Genomic DNA, 16,946 nt, shown 5'->3' on the forward strand with positions numbered 1-16,946 from the left:
GGTTCAGACCGCCCGTTCCGCGCGGGCGGCCGCGAGGCGTACCGCGTCCAGGATCTTCTCGTAGCCGGTGCAGCGGCACAGGTTGCCGGAGAGCGCCTCGCGGATGTCGGCGTCGGAGGGCTCGGCGTTGCGCTCCAGCAGCTCGTCGGCGGCGACCAACAGTCCGGGGGTGCAGAAGCCGCACTGCACGGCCCCGGCGTCGATGAACGCCTTCTGGATCGGGGCGAGTTCGGCGGGGTCGGCGGGCTTGGGCCGCCAGGCCCTGGCCTGGTCCAGCCCGACACCCGCGGCCGTCGCACCCCCGGACGCCGCCCCTGACGGGGTCTCGCTCGCGCACGCCGCGTCCGCGGCGGCGCCGGAGCAGTCGCCCGGGTCGCGGGAGCCGCCGGCACAGCCGCCCTCGGCCCGCCGCCGGGCGAAGTCGGCGAGCCCCTCGACGGTGACCACCTCACGGCCCTCGGCCTGGCCGGCCGCGACCAGGCAGGCGCAGACCGGCACGCCGTCCAGCCGGACCGTGCAGGATCCGCACTCGCCCTGCTCGCAGGCGTTCTTCGAGCCGGGGAGGCCGAGCCGCTCGCGCAGCACGTACAGCAGGCTCTCGCCCTCCCAGACGTCGTCGGCCGTCTGCGGGCGTCCGTTGACGGTGAGGTTCACGCGCACTGTGCTTCTCCCTTGCCGGTACCGCCGGTGCCGCCGGCGCGGTAGGACTCCCAGGCCCAGCCGAGGGTGCGGCGGGCCATGACGCCCACCGCGTGCCGGCGGTACCTCGCGCTGCCGCGCACGTCGTCGATGGGGTTGCAGGCGCCGGAGCACAGCTCCGCGAACTGCCGGGCGATGGACGGGGTGATGGTCTTCCCGCTGTCCCAGAAGCCGCCGTCCTCCAGTGCGGCGTCGAGGAAGGTCTCCGCCTCGCGGGCGCGCACCGGGGTGGGCGCGGCGGAGCCGATGCCGGTCCTCACCGTGCGGGTCTCCGGGTGGAGGGCGAGGCCGAAGGCGCAGACGGCGATCACCATGGCGTTGCGGGTGCCCACCTTGGAGAACTGCTGGGGGCCGTCGGCGGTCTTGATGTGGACGGCGCGGATCAGCTCGTCCGGCGCCAGCGCGTTGCGCTTCACCCCGGTGTAGAACTCCTCGACGGGGATACGGCGCACCCCGCGCACGGACTCGGCCTCGACCTCGGCGCCGGCCGCCAGCAGCGCGGGGTGCGAGTCGCCGGCCGGGGAGGCGGCGCCGAGGTTCCCGCCCACGCTGCCGCGGTTGCGGATCTGCGGGGAGCCGACGGTGTGCGCGGCCAGCGCGAGACCCGGCAGCTCGCCGCGCAGCCGCTCCATGATCGTGCTGTACGGGACGGAGGCGCCGAGCCGGACCGTGGCCCCGTCCGCGCTGACCTCCCACTCACTCAGCTCGCCGATGCGGTTCAGGTCCAGCAGGTACTCGGGGCGCCGATGGTCGAAGTTGATCTCGACCATCACGTCGGTCCCGCCCGCGATGGGTACGGCGGTGGGGTGCTCGGCCTTGGCGGCGAGCGCCTCCTCCCAGCTGGCGGGGCGCAGGAAGTCCATGAATCTTCTCTTCTCGACTCTTGTGTGGGGAGGTGAGGTTTCTGCGTTCATGTCCTGGGGTCCGGGGATGCTCCGGACGTCTGCACGCGGCTTCTCGCCAGTACATCGACGCGTCACCCGGCGAGTGCAGTCACGGAAACCATGAAGCGGTTGGCTGGCCAGGCATCGGGTCTTGTAGATTCGAACGAAAGACGAGGTTCCGAATCCTCGCGGCATTCCACCGGTAAACGAAGACAACGACGACGAGAGATCGGCTGGCGACTGATGCGGCTGCGCGCACTGCTGGAGACCGAAGCCCTGGGCCTGCGCCTACTCAGCGGCGAGGACGAGCTGGACCGCACCGTGCGCGGCGTCATGACCACCGATCTGCGCGACCCCAGCCGCTATCTCTCCGGCGGTGAGCTGGTGCTGACCGGTCTCGCCTGGCGCCGCGAGCCCGCCGACTCCGAGCGGTTCGTGCGCATCCTGACGGCGGCCGGTGTCTCCGGCCTGGCGGCCGGAGAGGCCGAGCTGGGGAATGTGCCGGCGGACCTGGTGGAAGCCTGCACCCGGCACCGGATGCCGCTGTTCTCCGTGGTCGAGGCCGTGTCGTTCGCCTCCATCACCGAGCACGTGGTGCGGCAGGTGTCCAGCGAGCGGGCCGGCGATCTGGCCGCCGTCGTGGAGCGGCACCGGAAGCTGATGACCTCCGGCCCGGCCGGCGGTGGCCCCGAGGTCATCCTCGACCTGCTCGTCTCCGACCTGAACCTGCGCGCCTGGGTGCTCTCCCCCACCGGCCGCCGCATCGCCGGGGCCAGCGGCACCACCGCCGGCTCCGAGCTGTCCCCCGAGCTCTGCGCCCGCCTCGCCGGCGAGCACCTGGCGGCCATGCGGGCCGGGCGTCGGCCGCCGCACCGGGTGACGGTGCCGGGCCCGAGGCCCGCGGGCGCGCCGGGGACGGCCCAGGTCACCTACTCGCTCTTCCCGGTGCGCGGCGCCGGCCGCGCACCGGCCACCCGCGACGTGCGCGAGATCCGCGAGACGGTGCTGGCGGACTGGCTGCTGGCGGTCGAGGACGACGCCGGCGACTGGCCCGCCGAGCGGCTCGACCTGCTGCACGGCGTCACCCAGCTGATCGCGGTCGAGCGGGACCGCCGCGACGCGGCCCGTACGGTGCGGCGCCGGCTCGCCCAGGAGGTGCTGGAGCTGGTGCAGACCGGCGCCCCGCCCGCCGAGATCGCCGCCCGGCTGCGGGTGGCGGCCCCGGTGTTGCTGCCGGGCCTCGGCGCCGCCCCGCACTGGCAGGTCGTGGTGGCCCGGGTGGAGTGGGGCGGGCCGGCCGGCGAGGCGGAGGGCGCCGAGCGGGACGGCGGCGAGCGGGCCGGCGGCGCGCTCGCCCAGGCCCTGCTGGAGGAGGTGCTGGCGGACCCGGAGGCGGCCGGCCCCGAGGCGTCCGACCGGATCGCCGTGGCGTACTCCGGGGACGAGGCGGTGGCCCTGGTGCCGCTGCCGGCGACCGCGGCGGAGTCCGACGACGGCGCGGAGGACACGGAGGAGGAGGCCGCCCAGGCCCCCGGACTGCACGCGGACGCCCTCCTGGCGGCGGTCCGCGAGCCGCTCTCCCGCGGCCTGGACGGCGACGGCCGGCTGACGGTGGGCGTCAGCGCCACCGTGCACTCCGCCGAGGGGCTGCGCGGCGCCCTGGAGGAGGCCCGGCACGCCCGCCGGGTCGCCGCCGCCCGCCCGGGTCGGGTCTGCGCCGCCGGGCACCAGGAACTCGCCTCGCACGTGCTGCTGCTCCCCTTCGTCCCGGACGACGTGCGGCGCGCGTTCACGGCCCGGCTGTTGGACCCGCTGCGGGACTACGACCGACGCCACCGCGCGGAGCTGATCCCGACGCTGGAGGCGTTCCTCGACTGCGACGGCTCCTGGACGCGGTGCGCCACCCGGCTGCATCTGCACGTCAACACCCTGCGGTACCGGGTCGGCCGGATCGAGCAGCTGACGGGTCGTGATCTGTCGCGCCTGGAAGACAAGTTGGACTTCTTCCTGGCACTGAGGATGAGCTGACCCGTCCGGTTCGCGATCACCTGTGATCGCCGGCCGAAACTTTGTGAATTGCTTCACACCGACCCCTTGGCCCCCCGCGCGCATTCGTGCTGAGATTCGAGGTGCTTCCGGCTCGATGGCGCGCTTGGGGACTTCGGGAGGGCAATGTGGCGGACACCGCCATGTCACGGTCTGGATCGTCGGACACACCCACGGGAACGGAACCGGAAACCCCACCCGAAGCGGCCGGCGGGCCGGCCGGCCGGGCGGGGTCGGGAGGCGCGCGGCTGGGGAGAGGCCCCCAGCTGGACGGCGGGGGCGGCGACCACGACCCCCTCGACACGGCGGTGTGGCGGCTCCGCTCCCGCGGCTGCTGGGAGGACGCCGCCGCCCTGCTCGCCGCCCGCGCGGTGACCGACCCGGCCGCGGCACTGGCGCGCAGCGCCCTGCTGACCGAGCGCTGCATGTTCGCCTCCGAGGGCTGGGGCACCGCGGAGGACGCGCTGCGCGCCGCCGAGGCGCTGGCCTTCGATGACGAGGACCGAGGGGCCGCCGCCTGCGAGCGCGGCTACCTGGCTTACGCGTGCACGCTGTTCGGCGTGCGCGACCGCGCCGACGAGGCCCGCGCGGCGCTGGGCCGGGCCGCGGCGCTGATCCCACCCGGCTCGCCCGTGCGGCCGCTGCTGGACTTCCGGCGCGGCCTCGTCGCCCAGCACCTGGCACAGAACCCCACCGGCGCCCAGGCGGCCTTCCAGCGCGCCCACGCCGGCGCCGCCGCCCACGGCGACGCGCTGCTGCGCTCCTTCACCTGGCGGCACCTCGCCGCCATGGCGGAGCAGAGCGGCGATCTCCCCGCCGCCCGACACGGCTTCGCCGAGTCCCTGCGCATCCGCGAGGAGCTCGGCTATCTCATCGGCATCGCCCCGGCCCTCGCCGCCCTGGCCGAGGTGCAGCCCGATCCCGAGGCCGGCCGCCTGCGCGCCGAGGCCGCCCGGCTCGTCCACCTCCTCGGCGGCCTCCCCGTCTGGCTCGCCGACCAGCTGCGCCCGAGGACCCGGGACACCTGACGTCCCGCCGGGAGAACGCGCGGCGCCGCGGCAGCCAAAGTACGCGCGGGGCGCCGCGCCCAAGGGGGCAACGCGTGGAGGTACGGCAGCCGAAGTAGGCACGGCTGCGCCGTGCTCGGGGCAACGCGCGGAGGACCGCCCCAGCCGGCGTACGCGCGGAGGTGCCGCGCTCGGCGTAACGCGCGGAGGCGCCGCCGCAGCAGGAGTACGCACGAAGACGCTGCGCCCGGAGCAACAGGCGGAGGCGTGCCGCAACCGGCGTAACGCGGAGAGGAGCCGCAGCCGAAGTACGCGCGGAGGCGCCGCGCCCGGGGCAACGCGCGGAGGCCCGCCCCAGCCGGCGTACGCGCCGCGGCTTGGCAGCCGGCGTAACGCACGGGGACGCCGCGTCCGAGGCAACGTGTGGAGGCGCAGCAGCCGAAGTACGCACGGAGGTGCCGCGCTCGGCGTAACGCGCGGGGGCGCCGCCGCAGCAGGAGTACGCACGAAGACGCTGCGCCCGGAGCAACAGGCGGAGGCGTGCCGCAACCGGCGTAACGCGGAGAGGAGCCTCAGCCGAAGTACGCGCGGAGGGGCCGCGCCCGGGGTAACGCGCGGAGGCCCGCCCCCAGCCGGCGTACGCACCGCGGCTTGGCAGCCGGCGTAACGCACGGGGACACCGCGTCCGAGGCAACGTGTGGAGGCGCAGCAGCCGAAGTACGCACGGAGGTGCCGCGCTCGGCGTAACGCGCGGAGGCGCCGCCGCAGCAGGAGTACGCACGAAGACGCTGCGCCCTGAGCAACAGGCGGAGGCGTGCCGCAACCGGCCTAACGCGGAGAGGAGCCGCAGCCGAAGTACGCGCGGAGGCGCCGCGCCCGGGGCAACGCGCGGAGGCCCGCCCCCAGCCGGCGTACGCACCGCGGCGCGACAGCCGGCGTAACGCACGGACGCGCCGCGCCCGAAGCAACGCGTGGCGGCGTGCCCCAGCCGGCGTACGCGCGGTGCGGCAGCCGGCGTACGCGCGGACGCGCCCTCCCCGGCGCAACGCGTAAAGGAGCCACGCGCGGACTACGCGTGGAGGCGCCACCGGCCACGCCCGGCCACCTCCGCGCCCAGGGCCCGGCGACCCCGGGGCCCGGCGGCCTCTGGGCGCGGACGCCCGCGCCTCATCGGCATCCCGCCGCCCGGCCCTCAAGGCCACCGCCGCCTGATCGCAGGATCCACATCGAGACCCGTACCGTCGTGGCCGCGACCGCCGGCCCCCGAGGCCGGCCTCGGCCTCACTCCCGGGCCGGGCCTGGCCTGCTGTCCGGCTCCCGGGCCCGGCCCACCTCCTGCCCGGCTTCCGGTCTCCGGCTCCCGGGCCCTGGCTCAGGTCATCCGGTCGACCGCGTCCTTGGCCTCCTTCAGGCCGGCGCCCGTGGCCTCTCGGTAGGCCTTGATGGCCTCGATCGTCTTTCCGTCTCGCACGAGCGCCTCGACCCGTTCCAGCTCCGGGTCGGACTCGCGGAGACCGAGGTGGTCGAGGACCAGGTCGAGCTTGCGCTCGACCCGGGCGATGTTGCGTTCCGTTCGCTTGATCCGGGTCTCGACGCCGCCGATGCACACCAGCACGAGGAAGGCCACGATCAGGACTGATATCTCCATGATCGCCCATCGTAGTGATCACGCCGGGCCCCGAGCCGCGGGCTAGCCCCGGAGGAAGTGCTCGCGGGCGAGCGTCTCGACCGTGTCGAGGTCGCTCGCCGCGAGGGCGTCGAGGAGGGCGACGTGCTGGGCGGCGTCGGCGAGCAGGTCGGCGGTCCGGGGCGCCCCGCCCCGCGGCAGCGGCCACTGCGCCCGACGGTGCAGGTCGTCGGCGATGACCACCAGCTGCTGGTTGCCGGCGAGGGCGAGGACGGCCTGGTGGAAGGCGCGGTCCACCTCCAGGTAGGCGGCGCGGTCGCCGGTGGCCGCGACGGAGGAGGCCGCGTCGGCGAAGGGACGGATCCTCTCCCAGCGCTCGGGGGTGACGCCGGCCGCCAGGGTGAGGAGCACCGGCACCTCGAGGAGCGCCCGCACCTCGGCGAGCTCGGCGAGCTCGCGCTCGCTGCGCCGCGCGACCCGGAAGCCGCGGTTGGGGACCACCTCGACGGCGCCCTCGCTGGCGAGCTGCTGCATGGCCTCCCGCACCGGGGTGGCGGAGACGCCGAAGCGCAGCGCGAGCACGGGGGCGGAGTAGACCTCACCGGGGGCCAGCTCGCCGCTCACCAGGGCGCAGCGCAGCGCGTCCAGCACCTGGCGGCGTACGGAGTGGCGCTGCAGCGGCACGCGCGGGGGCGGCACGCACGGCGCCTCCTCCGGGGTGACCGGCGTCATCGGCACGGCCGGCGGCGCCGTATCGGCACTGGACTGCTCCACTCGGACCCTCCTGACGTCCCAGGGAACGATATGCGGACGCCACGCAAGGTCAAACCCCACCCCATTCAGCTAAGGTAAGGCTAACCTGACGAAGCTTCGCGATTCGGTGGTCTCCCCATGGCCGTGCCCGCTCTTCCGTACGCCGACACCCCGGGCACCGGGACCGGCGCGCCCACGATCCCGCCCAGCGGGACCGGCGCGCCGACCACCGCCGCGGACGCGGTCTTCGCCGCGTATCCGCGGCTGACGGAGGTCTTCCCCGGTCTCACCGTCAGCGACGAGTCCCCGCGCAGCGGCGACGGCTGGGTGGCGGCGGCCGAGCTCGCCGCCGGCGGGGGCGCCCTGGACGCCTTCCTGGCCTGGGACGAGGCCCAGGTGGTGCGGGACTACGGACAACGCGCCCGACCCGATGTCGTGGCCGGCTTCGGACTGCACCGCTACGCCTGGCCGGCCTGCCTGCTGGTGACCGTCCCCTGGTTCCTGCTGCGCCGCGTGCCGCGGATCCCCGTGGACCAGGTCTCCTTCCAGCGCACGCTGGGCCGGATGACGGCCCGCGTCACGGAGTTCGCCTGCCTCCCCGACGACCCGGCGGCGGGGGTGCCGGGCGCCCGCGTGGTGCCGGACGAGGACGCGCTGCGGGCGGCCGTGCGCTCGGCGGTCGCCGAGCACCTGGGGCCGGTGCTGGAGGGCTTCCGGCCCCGGATGCGACGCGGGGCGCGCGCCCTGTGGGGGATGGCGGCGGACGAGATCGCCGAAGGGCTCTGGTACGTGGGCCAGCTGATGGGTGACGAGCAGCGCGCGCTGGCCGAGTTGACCGCGCTGCTGCCCGGCGCCGTCCCGCCGTACCCGGCAGGGGCGGGATTCCGCCTGCTCACGGGCCCGCGCGGGGAGTCACTGCCCACGCGCGACCGCGCGAGCTGCTGTCTGTTCTACACGCTGCGGCCCGACGACACCTGTACGACCTGCCCCCGCACCTGCGATACAGCTCGTATCCAGCGGCTGTCGGCAAGCTGATCGCTCCGTTTCCACTCGATCCACTTCCGTGAATAGAACGCAATTCGCTTGCAGCGGGCGGGCGTTCGAGTCGCATCACACCTATCCGCGTGTCCCCGCCGTCCATTGGCGTCTTCTTGCTCGGAAATCCCTTGAGGCAGGGAAGACTCCGCCAAGATGTCGCGCGAGTAGGCCGTACCGCGGCCCAGAACACCCACACGGAAGTGAGGCAAGGGGCACCGGATGAGACTGACCGACATATCGCTGGACTGGGCACTCCCCGTGGCCGTGGCGCTCGTCGGAGTCGTGGCGGCGGTGACGGTGCTCGCGCGCGGCCGCAACGGCAAGGGCAAGGGCAAGAACGACACGGCGGTGGTGGATTCCTGGGAGCGCAGCGAGGAGCGGCGGCGGCGCAAGGAGGCCGTCTACGGCATGGCCTCGTATCTGCTGCTGTTCTGCTGCGCCGCGGTCGCCGCCGCGCTCTCCTTCCACGGCCTGGTGGGCTTCGGACGGCAGAACCTCAACCTGTCCGGCGGCTGGGAGTACCTGGTCCCCTTCGGCCTCGACGGCGCGGCCATGTTCTGCTCGGTGCTGGCGGTACGCGAGGCCAGCCACGGTGACGCGGCGCTCGGCTCGCGCCTGCTGGTGTGGCTGTTCGCGGGCGCCGCGGCCTGGTTCAACTGGGTGCACGCCCCGCGCGGCGTGGGCCACGCCGGCGCCCCGCAGTTCTTCGCCGGCATGTCTCTCTCGGCCGCCGTGCTCTTCGACCGGGCGCTGAAGCAGACCCGCCGCGCGGCGCTGCGCGAGCAGGGCCTGGTGCCCCGGCCGCTGCCGCAGATCCGCATCGTCCGCTGGCTGCGCGCCCCGCGCGAGACCTTCGGCGCCTGGTCGCTGATGCTGCTCGAGGGCGTGCGCACACTGGACGAGGCGGTCGAGGAGGTCCGTGAGGACCGTCGCCAGAAGGAGCAGCACCGGGACCGCAGGCGGGACCAGGAGAAGCTGGACCGGGCCCGGATCAAGGCGTACAACCGCCAGCACCGGGCCTGGGGGCGGCGCGGTGGGCGCCAGGTGGACGTCGCCGGGCTCTCCGCCCCTCCGGCGCAGCTCAGCTCGGACCCTGCCATAGCGGACTCAGGACGACTGCCCACACCCTCATCTCTTCCGTCCCCGCGGTCCGCGGACGACGCGCGGACTGACGCGGCCCGCCTCTCCTCCCCCCTCGACGCCCTCGGCACGACGCACACCGGGGGCGCCGCGTCCGGCAGGCTGGACAGGGATCGCCCGCGCACCGTCGACCTCACCGCCGAGGACGACACCCTCGCCATCCCGCGCCTGGACTCCCTGGAGGCCAAGCTGGCGCGGATCGAGCGGCGGTTCGGCTGACCGCGGGTCGAGCGGAAGCCGGCAGCGGAGCCGGCGGGGGCTGAGAAACCGGACCGGGTCCGTCCCGGCGGTGCGACCCTCGGGTCAGCCCCCGCCCTCCGGCCCTTCTTCGTCCTCCAGCTCGAACCACACCGACTTGCCGACGCCGTGCGCGCACACGCCCCACGCGTCGGCGAGGGTGTTGACCAGCAGCAGCCCCCGCCCCGAGGTGCCCGTCGCGTCCGCGAAGCCGTCGGAACGCGCCCGCAGCGCCGCGCGCCGGGGAACGAAGTCCCTGACCTCGACGCGTAATCGCCCCGCGGACACCGCCGGCCGCTCGGGCGGGCCCCTGTGCGCACTCGCCCCCGGCGCCCCGCGGGGGCCCTCGCCCGGATCGCCGTCGAAGCTGGCCTTGACCACGGCGCCGCGGTCGGTGTGCACCAGCGCGTTGGTCACCAGCTCGCTGAGCAGCAGCTCGGCCACGTCGGCCCGGCCGGGTCCGCCCCAGTGCCGCAGCAGATCCCGTAGCTCCCGGCGGACGTCCGCCACCCCACCGAGATCCGCGTGGCCTAATCGTCTGTTCAGGCTCCGCCCCCGCTCACATCGGCCGTCCGGATCGCACTGTCCTCGAACGTGCACACGGGATGCATGCCCCGCGAGTCCCACCCCGGAACATCGCGTCCCCGTGACGGTCGTTTCGCCCGTGGCGCTCATCCGGCACTCACCGGGTGTTCACGGGCGCGGCACGTTACGCAGGTTGGAACGCGCCATCTGCACCATCTTCCCGACCCCGCCGTCCAGCACCATCTTGCTCGCCGACAGCGCGAAACCGGTCACCATCTCCGCCTTGATCTTCGGCGGGATGGAGAGCGCGTTGGGGTCGGTGACCACGTCGACGAGGGCCGGTCCCCGGTGCTTGAACGCGGCGCGCAGCGCGCCCCGCAGCTGCTTGGGCTTCTCCACGCGCACCCCGAAGGCCCCGGCCGCGGTGGCGATGGCGGCGAAGTCCGGGTTGTGGTTCTCGGTCCCGTACGAGGGCAGCCCGGCGACCAGCATCTCCAGCTCCACCATGCCCAGCGAGGAGTTGTTGAACAGCACGACCTTCACCGGCAGTTCGTACTGCACCAGGGTGAGGAAGTCCCCCATCAGCATGGTGAACCCGCCGTCCCCCGACATCGAGACGACCTGGCGGCGCCGGTCGAGGAACTGCGCGCCGATCGCCTGCGGCAGGGCGTTGGCCATCGATCCATGGGTGAACGAGCCGATCACCCGGCGCCGGCCGTTGGGCGTGAGGTAGCGCGCCGCCCAGACGTTGCACATCCCGGTGTCCACGGTGAAGACCGCGTCGGCGTCGGCCTCCTCGTCCAGCACCGAGGCCACGTACTCCGGGTGGATCGGCACATGGTGCTCCACCTTGCGGGTGTAGGCGCGGACCACCCCCTCCAGCGCCTCGGCGTGCTTCTTCAGCATCCGGTCGAGGAACGCGCGGCTCTTCTTGGGCCGCACCTTGGGGGTCAGACAGTGCAGCGTCTCGCGCACGTCGCCCCACACCGCCAGGTCCAGCTTGGAGCGCCGGCCGAGGTGCTCGGGCCGCACGTCCACCTGCACCGTCCGCACGTCGTCCGGGAGGAAGGCGCCGTACGGGAAGTCGGTACCGAGCAGGATCAGCAGGTCGCACTCGTGGGTGGCGTCGTACGCCGCGCCGTAGCCGAGCAGCCCGCTCATGCCGACGTCGTACGGGTTGTCGTACTGGATGTGCTCCTTGCCCCGCAGCGCGTGCCCGACCGGGGCCTTCACCCGCTCGGCGAAGGCCATCACCTCGCGGTGGGCGCCGGCGGTGCCGCTGCCGCAGAACAGCGTCACCCGCCCGGCCTCGTCGACCATGCGCGCGAGCTCGTCGATCTCCGCGTCCCCGGGCCGCACGGTGGGCCGGGAGGTGACCAGGGCGTGCTCCTCGGCGCGCTCCGGCGCCGGACGGTCGGCGACGTCGCCGGGCAGCGCCACGACGCTGACCCCGCCGCGCCCGACCGCGTGCTGGATCGCCGTCTGGAGCACCCGCGGCATCTGCTGCGGGCTGGAGATCAGTTCGCAGTAGTGGCTGCACTCGCGGAACAGCTGGTCGGGGTGGGTCTCCTGGAAGTAGCCGGTGCCGATCTCGCTGCTGGGGATGTGCGAGGCGAGGGCGAGCACCGGGGCCATGGAGCGGTGGGCGTCGTACAGGCCGTTGATGAGGTGCAGGTTGCCGGGCCCGCAGGAACCGGCGCAGGCGGCCAGCCGGGCGGTCAACTGGGCCTCGGCGCCGGCGGCGAACGCCGCGACCTCCTCGTGACGCACCTGGATCCAGTCGATCGACCTGTTGCGACGGACGGCGTCCACCACGGGGTTGAGGCTGTCGCCCACGACCCCGTACAGCCGTCGCACGCCGGCGCGCGCCAAGACGTCCACGAACTGTTCCGCCACGTTCTGCTTGGCCATCGTCCGGGCTCCTTCCGGCTTCGGGTGCGCCACCCGTCGGGGTTGGATCGGATACCCGGCGTCGAGTGCGGTACTCGTCCATCAACCCACGGACCGGTCGGTCACGCCTCCCAGACGGCCGCCGCCGTACGGTCGTCGGCGTATCCCTTCACCCGCACCTGGGCGTCGGCGAGGAACGCGGCGAGCCCCGGGGGCTCACCCGCCGCCCAGCTCCTCGCCAGCCGTTCGGCCAGCGCGGGCTCCCCCCGCAGCGGATCGGCCAGCCCCGCGCTGCACAGCAGCAGGGTGTCACCCGGACGGGCCAAGGCCGCGTGGAAGCGGAACGGGGCGATGCGGGCGCCCGGCTCGGCACCCGGCTCGCGACCGCCCGTCGCGGGCGCGACCGGTTCCCAGACCGGACCTGCGGCCGGCGCGGACCGCGCGGACGGCTCCGGGCCGCCGGGTGGTGGCCCCGGTGTGCCCGGTGGGCCTGGTGGGCCTGGCGCGGCCGGTGGGGCGGCGCCGAAGACGGCGGCCCTGCGCGGATCGGGCGGCCACTCCGGGCCGGGCAGCCCGGGCACTCCCTCGGACGGGCGGTAGCCCTCGGGCGGCGCGGCGCCGCGGGCGGCGACCGGGGGCGCGGCCCCGGGCGGGGCCGGCGGCGCGTACGGGGGCGGCGGGGCCGGGGGGCGCGGTGGGTGCGGGGCGGCGGCCACGTCGAGATCGCGCCATACCCCGTCGCGCAGCAGGAACAGGCCGCCGTCGCCGACGCCGAAGTAGACGCGGGTGCGGCAGCCGGGGTCGGCGGGCAGCAACAGACAGCGCAGCGAGGCGGTGTACTCCCCCGGGTCCACACCGAGTTCACCCGCGCGGGCGCGCAGTTGGCCCAGGCTACGGTCGGTGAGACGGTGCAGTCCGGCCTTGAGCGCGGCGCGGCGCCCGGAGCGCACGTCCTCCGCGAGCCGCGCGTGGCTGCGGCCGACCGCCCTGCCGATACAGGCGCACATGTCCCGCGCCGCGCGATGCGCCCCCGCGGCCGCCCGCACCCCGCTCGCCACGGCGACCAGCACCAGGGCCCGCTCCCCGGCCCCGAACCGCGCGGTGAGCAGCGCGTCCCGACGCGGCTCACCGCGGTACCGCGCGGAGTCGCCGCGTAACGACACCGCGCGCAAGGTCAGCGAACCGTAACTCGCCCCGTCCAGCACGGTGTCCGGCACCAGATCGTCCAGGTCCGCCGGGTTCGCGAGCGGCAGGGCGGTGGGCTCCGGATCGTACGTCGGCGGACCGTCCCCGACGTATTCCGCCCGCGCGGGAACGCGGTCAGCCCCGGCCGGCGAAGAGAGAGACGGAGTCGGAGACGGAGACGAGGGCGACGGCGCGGACGGGACCGACGGCCCGACGGGAGGGCCGGCCGGGGGTGGGGTGGTGGGCACGGTCGGGGGTGGCGGCGCACCGAGCGGCCCTCCGCCCGGGCTCGCCCCCTTCGCCGGAACCGTGGGAAGGGCCGCCGCTCCGGGGCCGGTTGCTCCGGCCATGCCGTCTCCCGAGGCCCGCGGACGCGGAAGTCGGGCCGGGGCCGAGGGTCGGGTTGCGGCGTCCGACGCGGGGGAGCCCGGCGCGCCGGGAGACGGTGTGCCGGGGGACGGTGTGCCGGGGGACGGTGTGCCGGGGTGCGGCCCGGCAGGCCCCGGCGCCGCGGGGCCGCGCCGCGAGAAGCCCGCCGAAGGCGGGACGGGCGGGACGGCCTGCCCCGGTCCGGTTGATGGCGAGGGGGGCGGGACGGGCTGCCCCGGTCCCGTTGGTGGCGGGACGGGCGGGACGGCCTGCCCCGGTCCCGTTGGTGACGAGGCGGGTGCGGCGGCGGGCTGCCCCGGCCCGGTTGATGACGAGGCGGGCGGGACGGCCTGCCCCGGCCCGGTTGGTGGCGGGGCAGGTGGGACGGCCTGCCCCGGCCCCGTTGATGACGAGGCGGGCGGGACAGCCTGCCCCGGTCCCGTTGACGGCGAGGCGGGTGCGGCGGCGGCCTGCTCCGGTCCCATTGGTGGCGAGGCGCTGGGTCCTGAGCCGGCCGCGCCCGGACCCGCCACGCCTGGCCGCGCGGTGCCCGGGGCGGCCATACCTGGTCGCGCGGCGTCCGGGGACGCGGTGCCGGGGACTGCCGCCTCCGGGCCGGTGAAACCGGGCAGGGCGCCATCCGGCCGATCCGGCGGCACCGAGCGCGCCGACGCAGGGCGCACGGGACCCGTGTTGCCCGAGGCGGAACGCGGCGGAGCGGGCTGGCCCGCGCCCGTCGGAGGCAGACCGACCCCCTCCGTACCCGGGCCTGCCGCCTCCGGGCCGGCGAAACCAGGCGGGGCGCCACCCGGCCGATCCGGCGGCACCGAGCGCGCCGACGCAGGGCGCACGGGACCGGTCGGTCCGGCGTCACCGGAGGCCGGCCGCGAGGGGGCGGCCGGGCCCGTGGCCGCCGTAGGCGCTTCCGCCCCACCCGAACCAGCCCCACCCGAACCCGCCCCACGGGGACCAGCCTCACCCGATCCAGCCCCACGCGAACCGCCCTCACCCGAACCCGCCGCGCCCGGGTCGGCCGGGCCCGGATCGGCCGGACCTCGTGGGGCACCACCCGGCCGAGGCGGCGGGACGACGCCGGGCGGGACGGGGCGCGCCGGCGCGGAATGGGACGGTCCGGTGGGCCCGGTGGTGCCGGAGGTGGGACGCGAGGGGCCGGTGCCCTGTGGGCGGTCGCCCTGTGGGCGGTCGCCGTGGAGGCCGCTCTCGGGGAGACCGCTGCCGCGGTGGCGGCCGCCGTCCGGAAGGTCGCCGCGTCGTGAGCCGCCGCCCTGACGGCCGCCGTCCTGACGTCCGTCACCCTGACGCCCGCCGTCCGGGGGCCTCGCGCCCGGGGGGCCGGCTCCCCGCTGGTCGGTGCCCGCGGAGACGGTGGGTCGCGCGGTGACGCCGTGGGGGCTGCCGCGCGGGCCGACCGCGCGGAAGGCGGAGTAGAAGCGTTCGTCCAGTGTGTCGCCGAGCCGTGCGGGCCCCACGTCGCCCGCGTCGGTGTCGTACAACTCACGCCACCAGTCGTCCTCGTGGCCGCGCCGGTCCCCCTGCTGGGTCATAGGCTTAATTGTCCACAGAGCCGCCCATTCGGGAACAGCGCTCCGCCAGCACCACCCTCCTGCGGTACACGCCCGGCGGTGCGAGTATGTTGCGCCAAACGCGGGACATGCGGGGAGGGGATGTCACGTGCTCAGTGCCATTGGTCTGGACGAGGCGCAGGAATCTGCGTATCGCGCGCTGGTCGCGCTCGGTTCTGCTGAGGTCGCCGATCTGGCGGGTCGGCTCACCCTCCCGGAGGAGGAAGCCGTACGCGCTCTGCGCCGCCTGGAGCGCCAGGGGTTGGCCGCGCGGTCGCCGGCCCGGCCGGGCCGCTGGGTCGCGGCGCCACCGGGTGTGGCGCTGGGCGCGCTGCTCAGCCGGCAGCGCCACGAGTTGGCGCGTGCGGAGCGGGCGGCGGCGCTGCTCGACAAGGAGTACCGCGCGGAGCTCGCCGGGACGGGTGGCCCGGAAGTGCTGGAGGTGGTGTCCGGAACCGGGCCCGTCGCGCAGCGCTTCCGCCAACTCCGGCTGACGGCCGCCACGGAGGTGTGCAGCCTGGTCTCCGGGCGGGCGCCCGGGCCGCTGCCGCCCGTGACGGAGGGGGTCGCCCACCGGGCCGTCATCGAACGGGACGGCCTGGGCGACGCGATGGCGCCCGGCGGGCTGGACCGTGCCGGCGCGGCACACCGGCTGCGGGTCACCGATCGGGTGCCGACCGATCTGATGATCGCGGATCGTTCGCTCGCCCTCATTCCGCTGACCGACCGCGCCAGCGGCCCGGTGGCCCTCGTGGTGCACGCGAGCGGCCTGCTGGACGCGTTGACGGCGCTCTTCGAGGCGGTCTGGCGGGAGGCCGTGCCGCTGCCCACCCTCACCGGTGTGGCGGCCGACCCCGACGCCGCCCATCCGGACGCCACCGACCTGCGGATACTCTCGCTGCTGCTGATGGGGCTGACCGACGCCAGCACGGCCAAACAGTTGGACCTGGGACTCCGCACCGTCCAACGCCGCGTCAAGCGTCTGATGGAGCTGGTGGGTGTGGCCACCCGGCTCCAGCTCGGCTGGCACGCCTACGAACGCGGGTGGATCTCCCGCCCAGGTGAGGCCCCGAGGGAGCGCCCGGACACCGGTTGACGCGCGGCGTGGCGGCCACGACGCGGCCCGTCGCGCCGCCCCTCCCCGATGAACGTCCGTTCCGCGCCAGGCGACTGACGCGGCGCCGGCTTCCCGCACCGCCCCGCCCGCGTCCGCCCGCGTCCGCCCGCGTCCGCCCGCGTCCGCTCCGACCGCCGGGGACCTGGAGACCGACGGCCGTGGACCTGGAGACCTCGGACCCGCGTACGCCCCGCACCGGGGTCCGGAGTCCGCCGCGCCCCCACCACCCGAGCAACGATCGCCAGCGGCACACCGCAGGCCGCGCCCCGCGACCGCGACCGCCACCGCGCGGACCCCATCGCCACCACGTCCCCGCGCGGGCACCGGCGGCTTCCGGCAGGCTTGGGCCATGGGCACGTGGCAGCTGATCCTGTGCGGCCTGGTGATGCTGCTCGGCCTGATCGGAGTGGTCGTACCGGGCATCCCGGGGCCACCCATCGTGTGGGCGGCCGTCGCGTGGTGGGCGCTGACCGAGACCACCCGGCTCGCCTGGGGCGTGCTCGCGGTGGCGACCGCCGTGCTGTTGCTCAACCAGGCCGTGAAGTGGCTGCTGCCCGCCCGGCGGATGCACGGGGCGGGCATCACCCGGCGCACCTTCCTGCTGGCCGGGGTCGCCGGGATCGTCGGGTTCTTCGTCATCCCTCTGATCGGCGCTCCGGTCGGCTTCGTCGCCGGGATCTACGGAGCGGAGCGGCAGCGGCTGGGCGGTCACGGCGAGGCGTGGGCCTCCACCCGGACGGTGATGCGCGCGATCGGCACCAGCGTGCTGGTGGAGCTCTGCGCCTGCCTCATCGTGGTGGGGGCCTGGCTGGGCGCCGTCATCGGGGGTTAGCGGTCGCCGCCCGC

Annotated in this window: 12 protein-coding genes and 1 pseudogene; 6 read left to right on the forward strand and 7 right to left on the reverse strand. The window is 75.4% G+C overall.

Annotated features, from left to right (window positions below; all coding sequences use genetic code 11):
- Positions 1-3: 3 nt before the first annotated feature.
- Entirely contained in the window at positions 4-660 is a 657-nt protein-coding gene (locus LRS74_RS07280; RefSeq protein ID WP_277740227.1) for a (2Fe-2S)-binding protein, read from the reverse strand.
- Positions 651-1,562 carry a xanthine dehydrogenase family protein subunit M gene (locus tag LRS74_RS07285; protein WP_277740228.1) on the reverse strand — a complete coding sequence of 304 codons (912 nt, stop codon included), beginning with the start codon at positions 1,560-1,562 and terminating at the stop codon, positions 651-653. Before LRS74_RS07285 ends, LRS74_RS07280 begins: the two co-directional genes overlap by 10 nt.
- A gap of 264 nt (positions 1,563-1,826) precedes the next feature.
- Here LRS74_RS07285 and LRS74_RS07290 point away from each other — a divergent pair, with 264 nt between their 5' ends.
- A complete protein-coding gene (locus LRS74_RS07290; RefSeq protein ID WP_277740229.1) occupies positions 1,827-3,611 on the forward strand; it encodes a PucR family transcriptional regulator in 1,785 nt (594 codons plus the stop codon).
- A gap of 161 nt (positions 3,612-3,772) precedes the next feature.
- Positions 3,773-4,657, forward strand: a complete 885-nt coding sequence (locus LRS74_RS07295) for a hypothetical protein (RefSeq protein WP_277740230.1) — start codon at positions 3,773-3,775, stop codon at positions 4,655-4,657.
- A 1,351-nt stretch (positions 4,658-6,008) separates the two neighbouring features.
- Here the strand turns inward: LRS74_RS07295 and LRS74_RS07300 are convergent.
- Both LRS74_RS07300 and LRS74_RS07305 read right to left on the reverse strand, forming a co-directional pair.
- Positions 6,009-6,284: a ribosomal protein L7/L12 gene (locus tag LRS74_RS07300; RefSeq protein ID WP_277740231.1), complete on the reverse strand. Its 276-nt coding sequence runs from the start codon at positions 6,282-6,284 to the stop codon at positions 6,009-6,011.
- A gap of 42 nt (positions 6,285-6,326) precedes the next feature.
- On the reverse strand, positions 6,327-6,995 hold the full coding sequence (locus tag LRS74_RS07305) for a GntR family transcriptional regulator (protein WP_277744639.1): 669 nt from the start codon (positions 6,993-6,995) through the stop codon (positions 6,327-6,329).
- A 159-nt stretch (positions 6,996-7,154) separates the two neighbouring features.
- On the opposite strand from LRS74_RS07305, the gene LRS74_RS07310 reads away from it, so the two are divergent.
- Positions 7,155-8,051, forward strand: coding sequence for a (2Fe-2S)-binding protein (locus tag LRS74_RS07310; protein ID WP_277740232.1), 897 nt, complete (start codon positions 7,155-7,157; stop codon positions 8,049-8,051).
- A 222-nt stretch (positions 8,052-8,273) separates the two neighbouring features.
- A complete protein-coding gene (locus LRS74_RS07315; protein WP_277740233.1) occupies positions 8,274-9,413 on the forward strand; it encodes a DUF2637 domain-containing protein in 1,140 nt (379 codons plus the stop codon).
- 84 nt (positions 9,414-9,497) lie between these two features.
- Here the strand turns inward: LRS74_RS07315 and LRS74_RS07320 are convergent, their stop codons facing one another.
- From LRS74_RS07320 to LRS74_RS07330, 3 genes and pseudogenes are all read right to left on the reverse strand, one after another.
- Positions 9,498-10,031 (reverse strand): ATP-binding protein, encoded by a 534-nt coding sequence (locus LRS74_RS07320; RefSeq protein ID WP_277740234.1) that lies wholly within the window; start codon positions 10,029-10,031, stop codon positions 9,498-9,500.
- Positions 10,032-10,124: 93 nt separating this feature from the next.
- Positions 10,125-11,867 (reverse strand): pyruvate dehydrogenase, encoded by a 1,743-nt coding sequence (locus LRS74_RS07325; protein ID WP_277740235.1) that lies wholly within the window; start codon positions 11,865-11,867, stop codon positions 10,125-10,127.
- A 101-nt stretch (positions 11,868-11,968) separates the two neighbouring features.
- Positions 11,969-13,144: pseudogene (locus LRS74_RS07330) on the reverse strand (protein phosphatase 2C domain-containing protein); the annotation flags it as partial.
- Between the two features lie 1,948 nt (positions 13,145-15,092).
- On the opposite strand from LRS74_RS07330, the gene LRS74_RS07335 reads away from it, so the two are divergent.
- Positions 15,093-16,079 (forward strand): helix-turn-helix domain-containing protein, encoded by a 987-nt coding sequence (locus LRS74_RS07335; protein WP_277740236.1) that lies wholly within the window; start codon positions 15,093-15,095, stop codon positions 16,077-16,079.
- A gap of 370 nt (positions 16,080-16,449) precedes the next feature.
- Positions 16,450-16,932, forward strand: a complete 483-nt coding sequence (locus LRS74_RS07340) for a DUF456 domain-containing protein (RefSeq protein WP_277740237.1) — start codon at positions 16,450-16,452, stop codon at positions 16,930-16,932.
- The last annotated feature ends 14 nt before the right edge of the window (positions 16,933-16,946 follow it).

It is taken from the genome of Streptomyces sp. LX-29 (assembly GCF_029541745.1).
GTDB lineage: Bacteria > Actinomycetota > Actinomycetes > Streptomycetales > Streptomycetaceae > Streptomyces.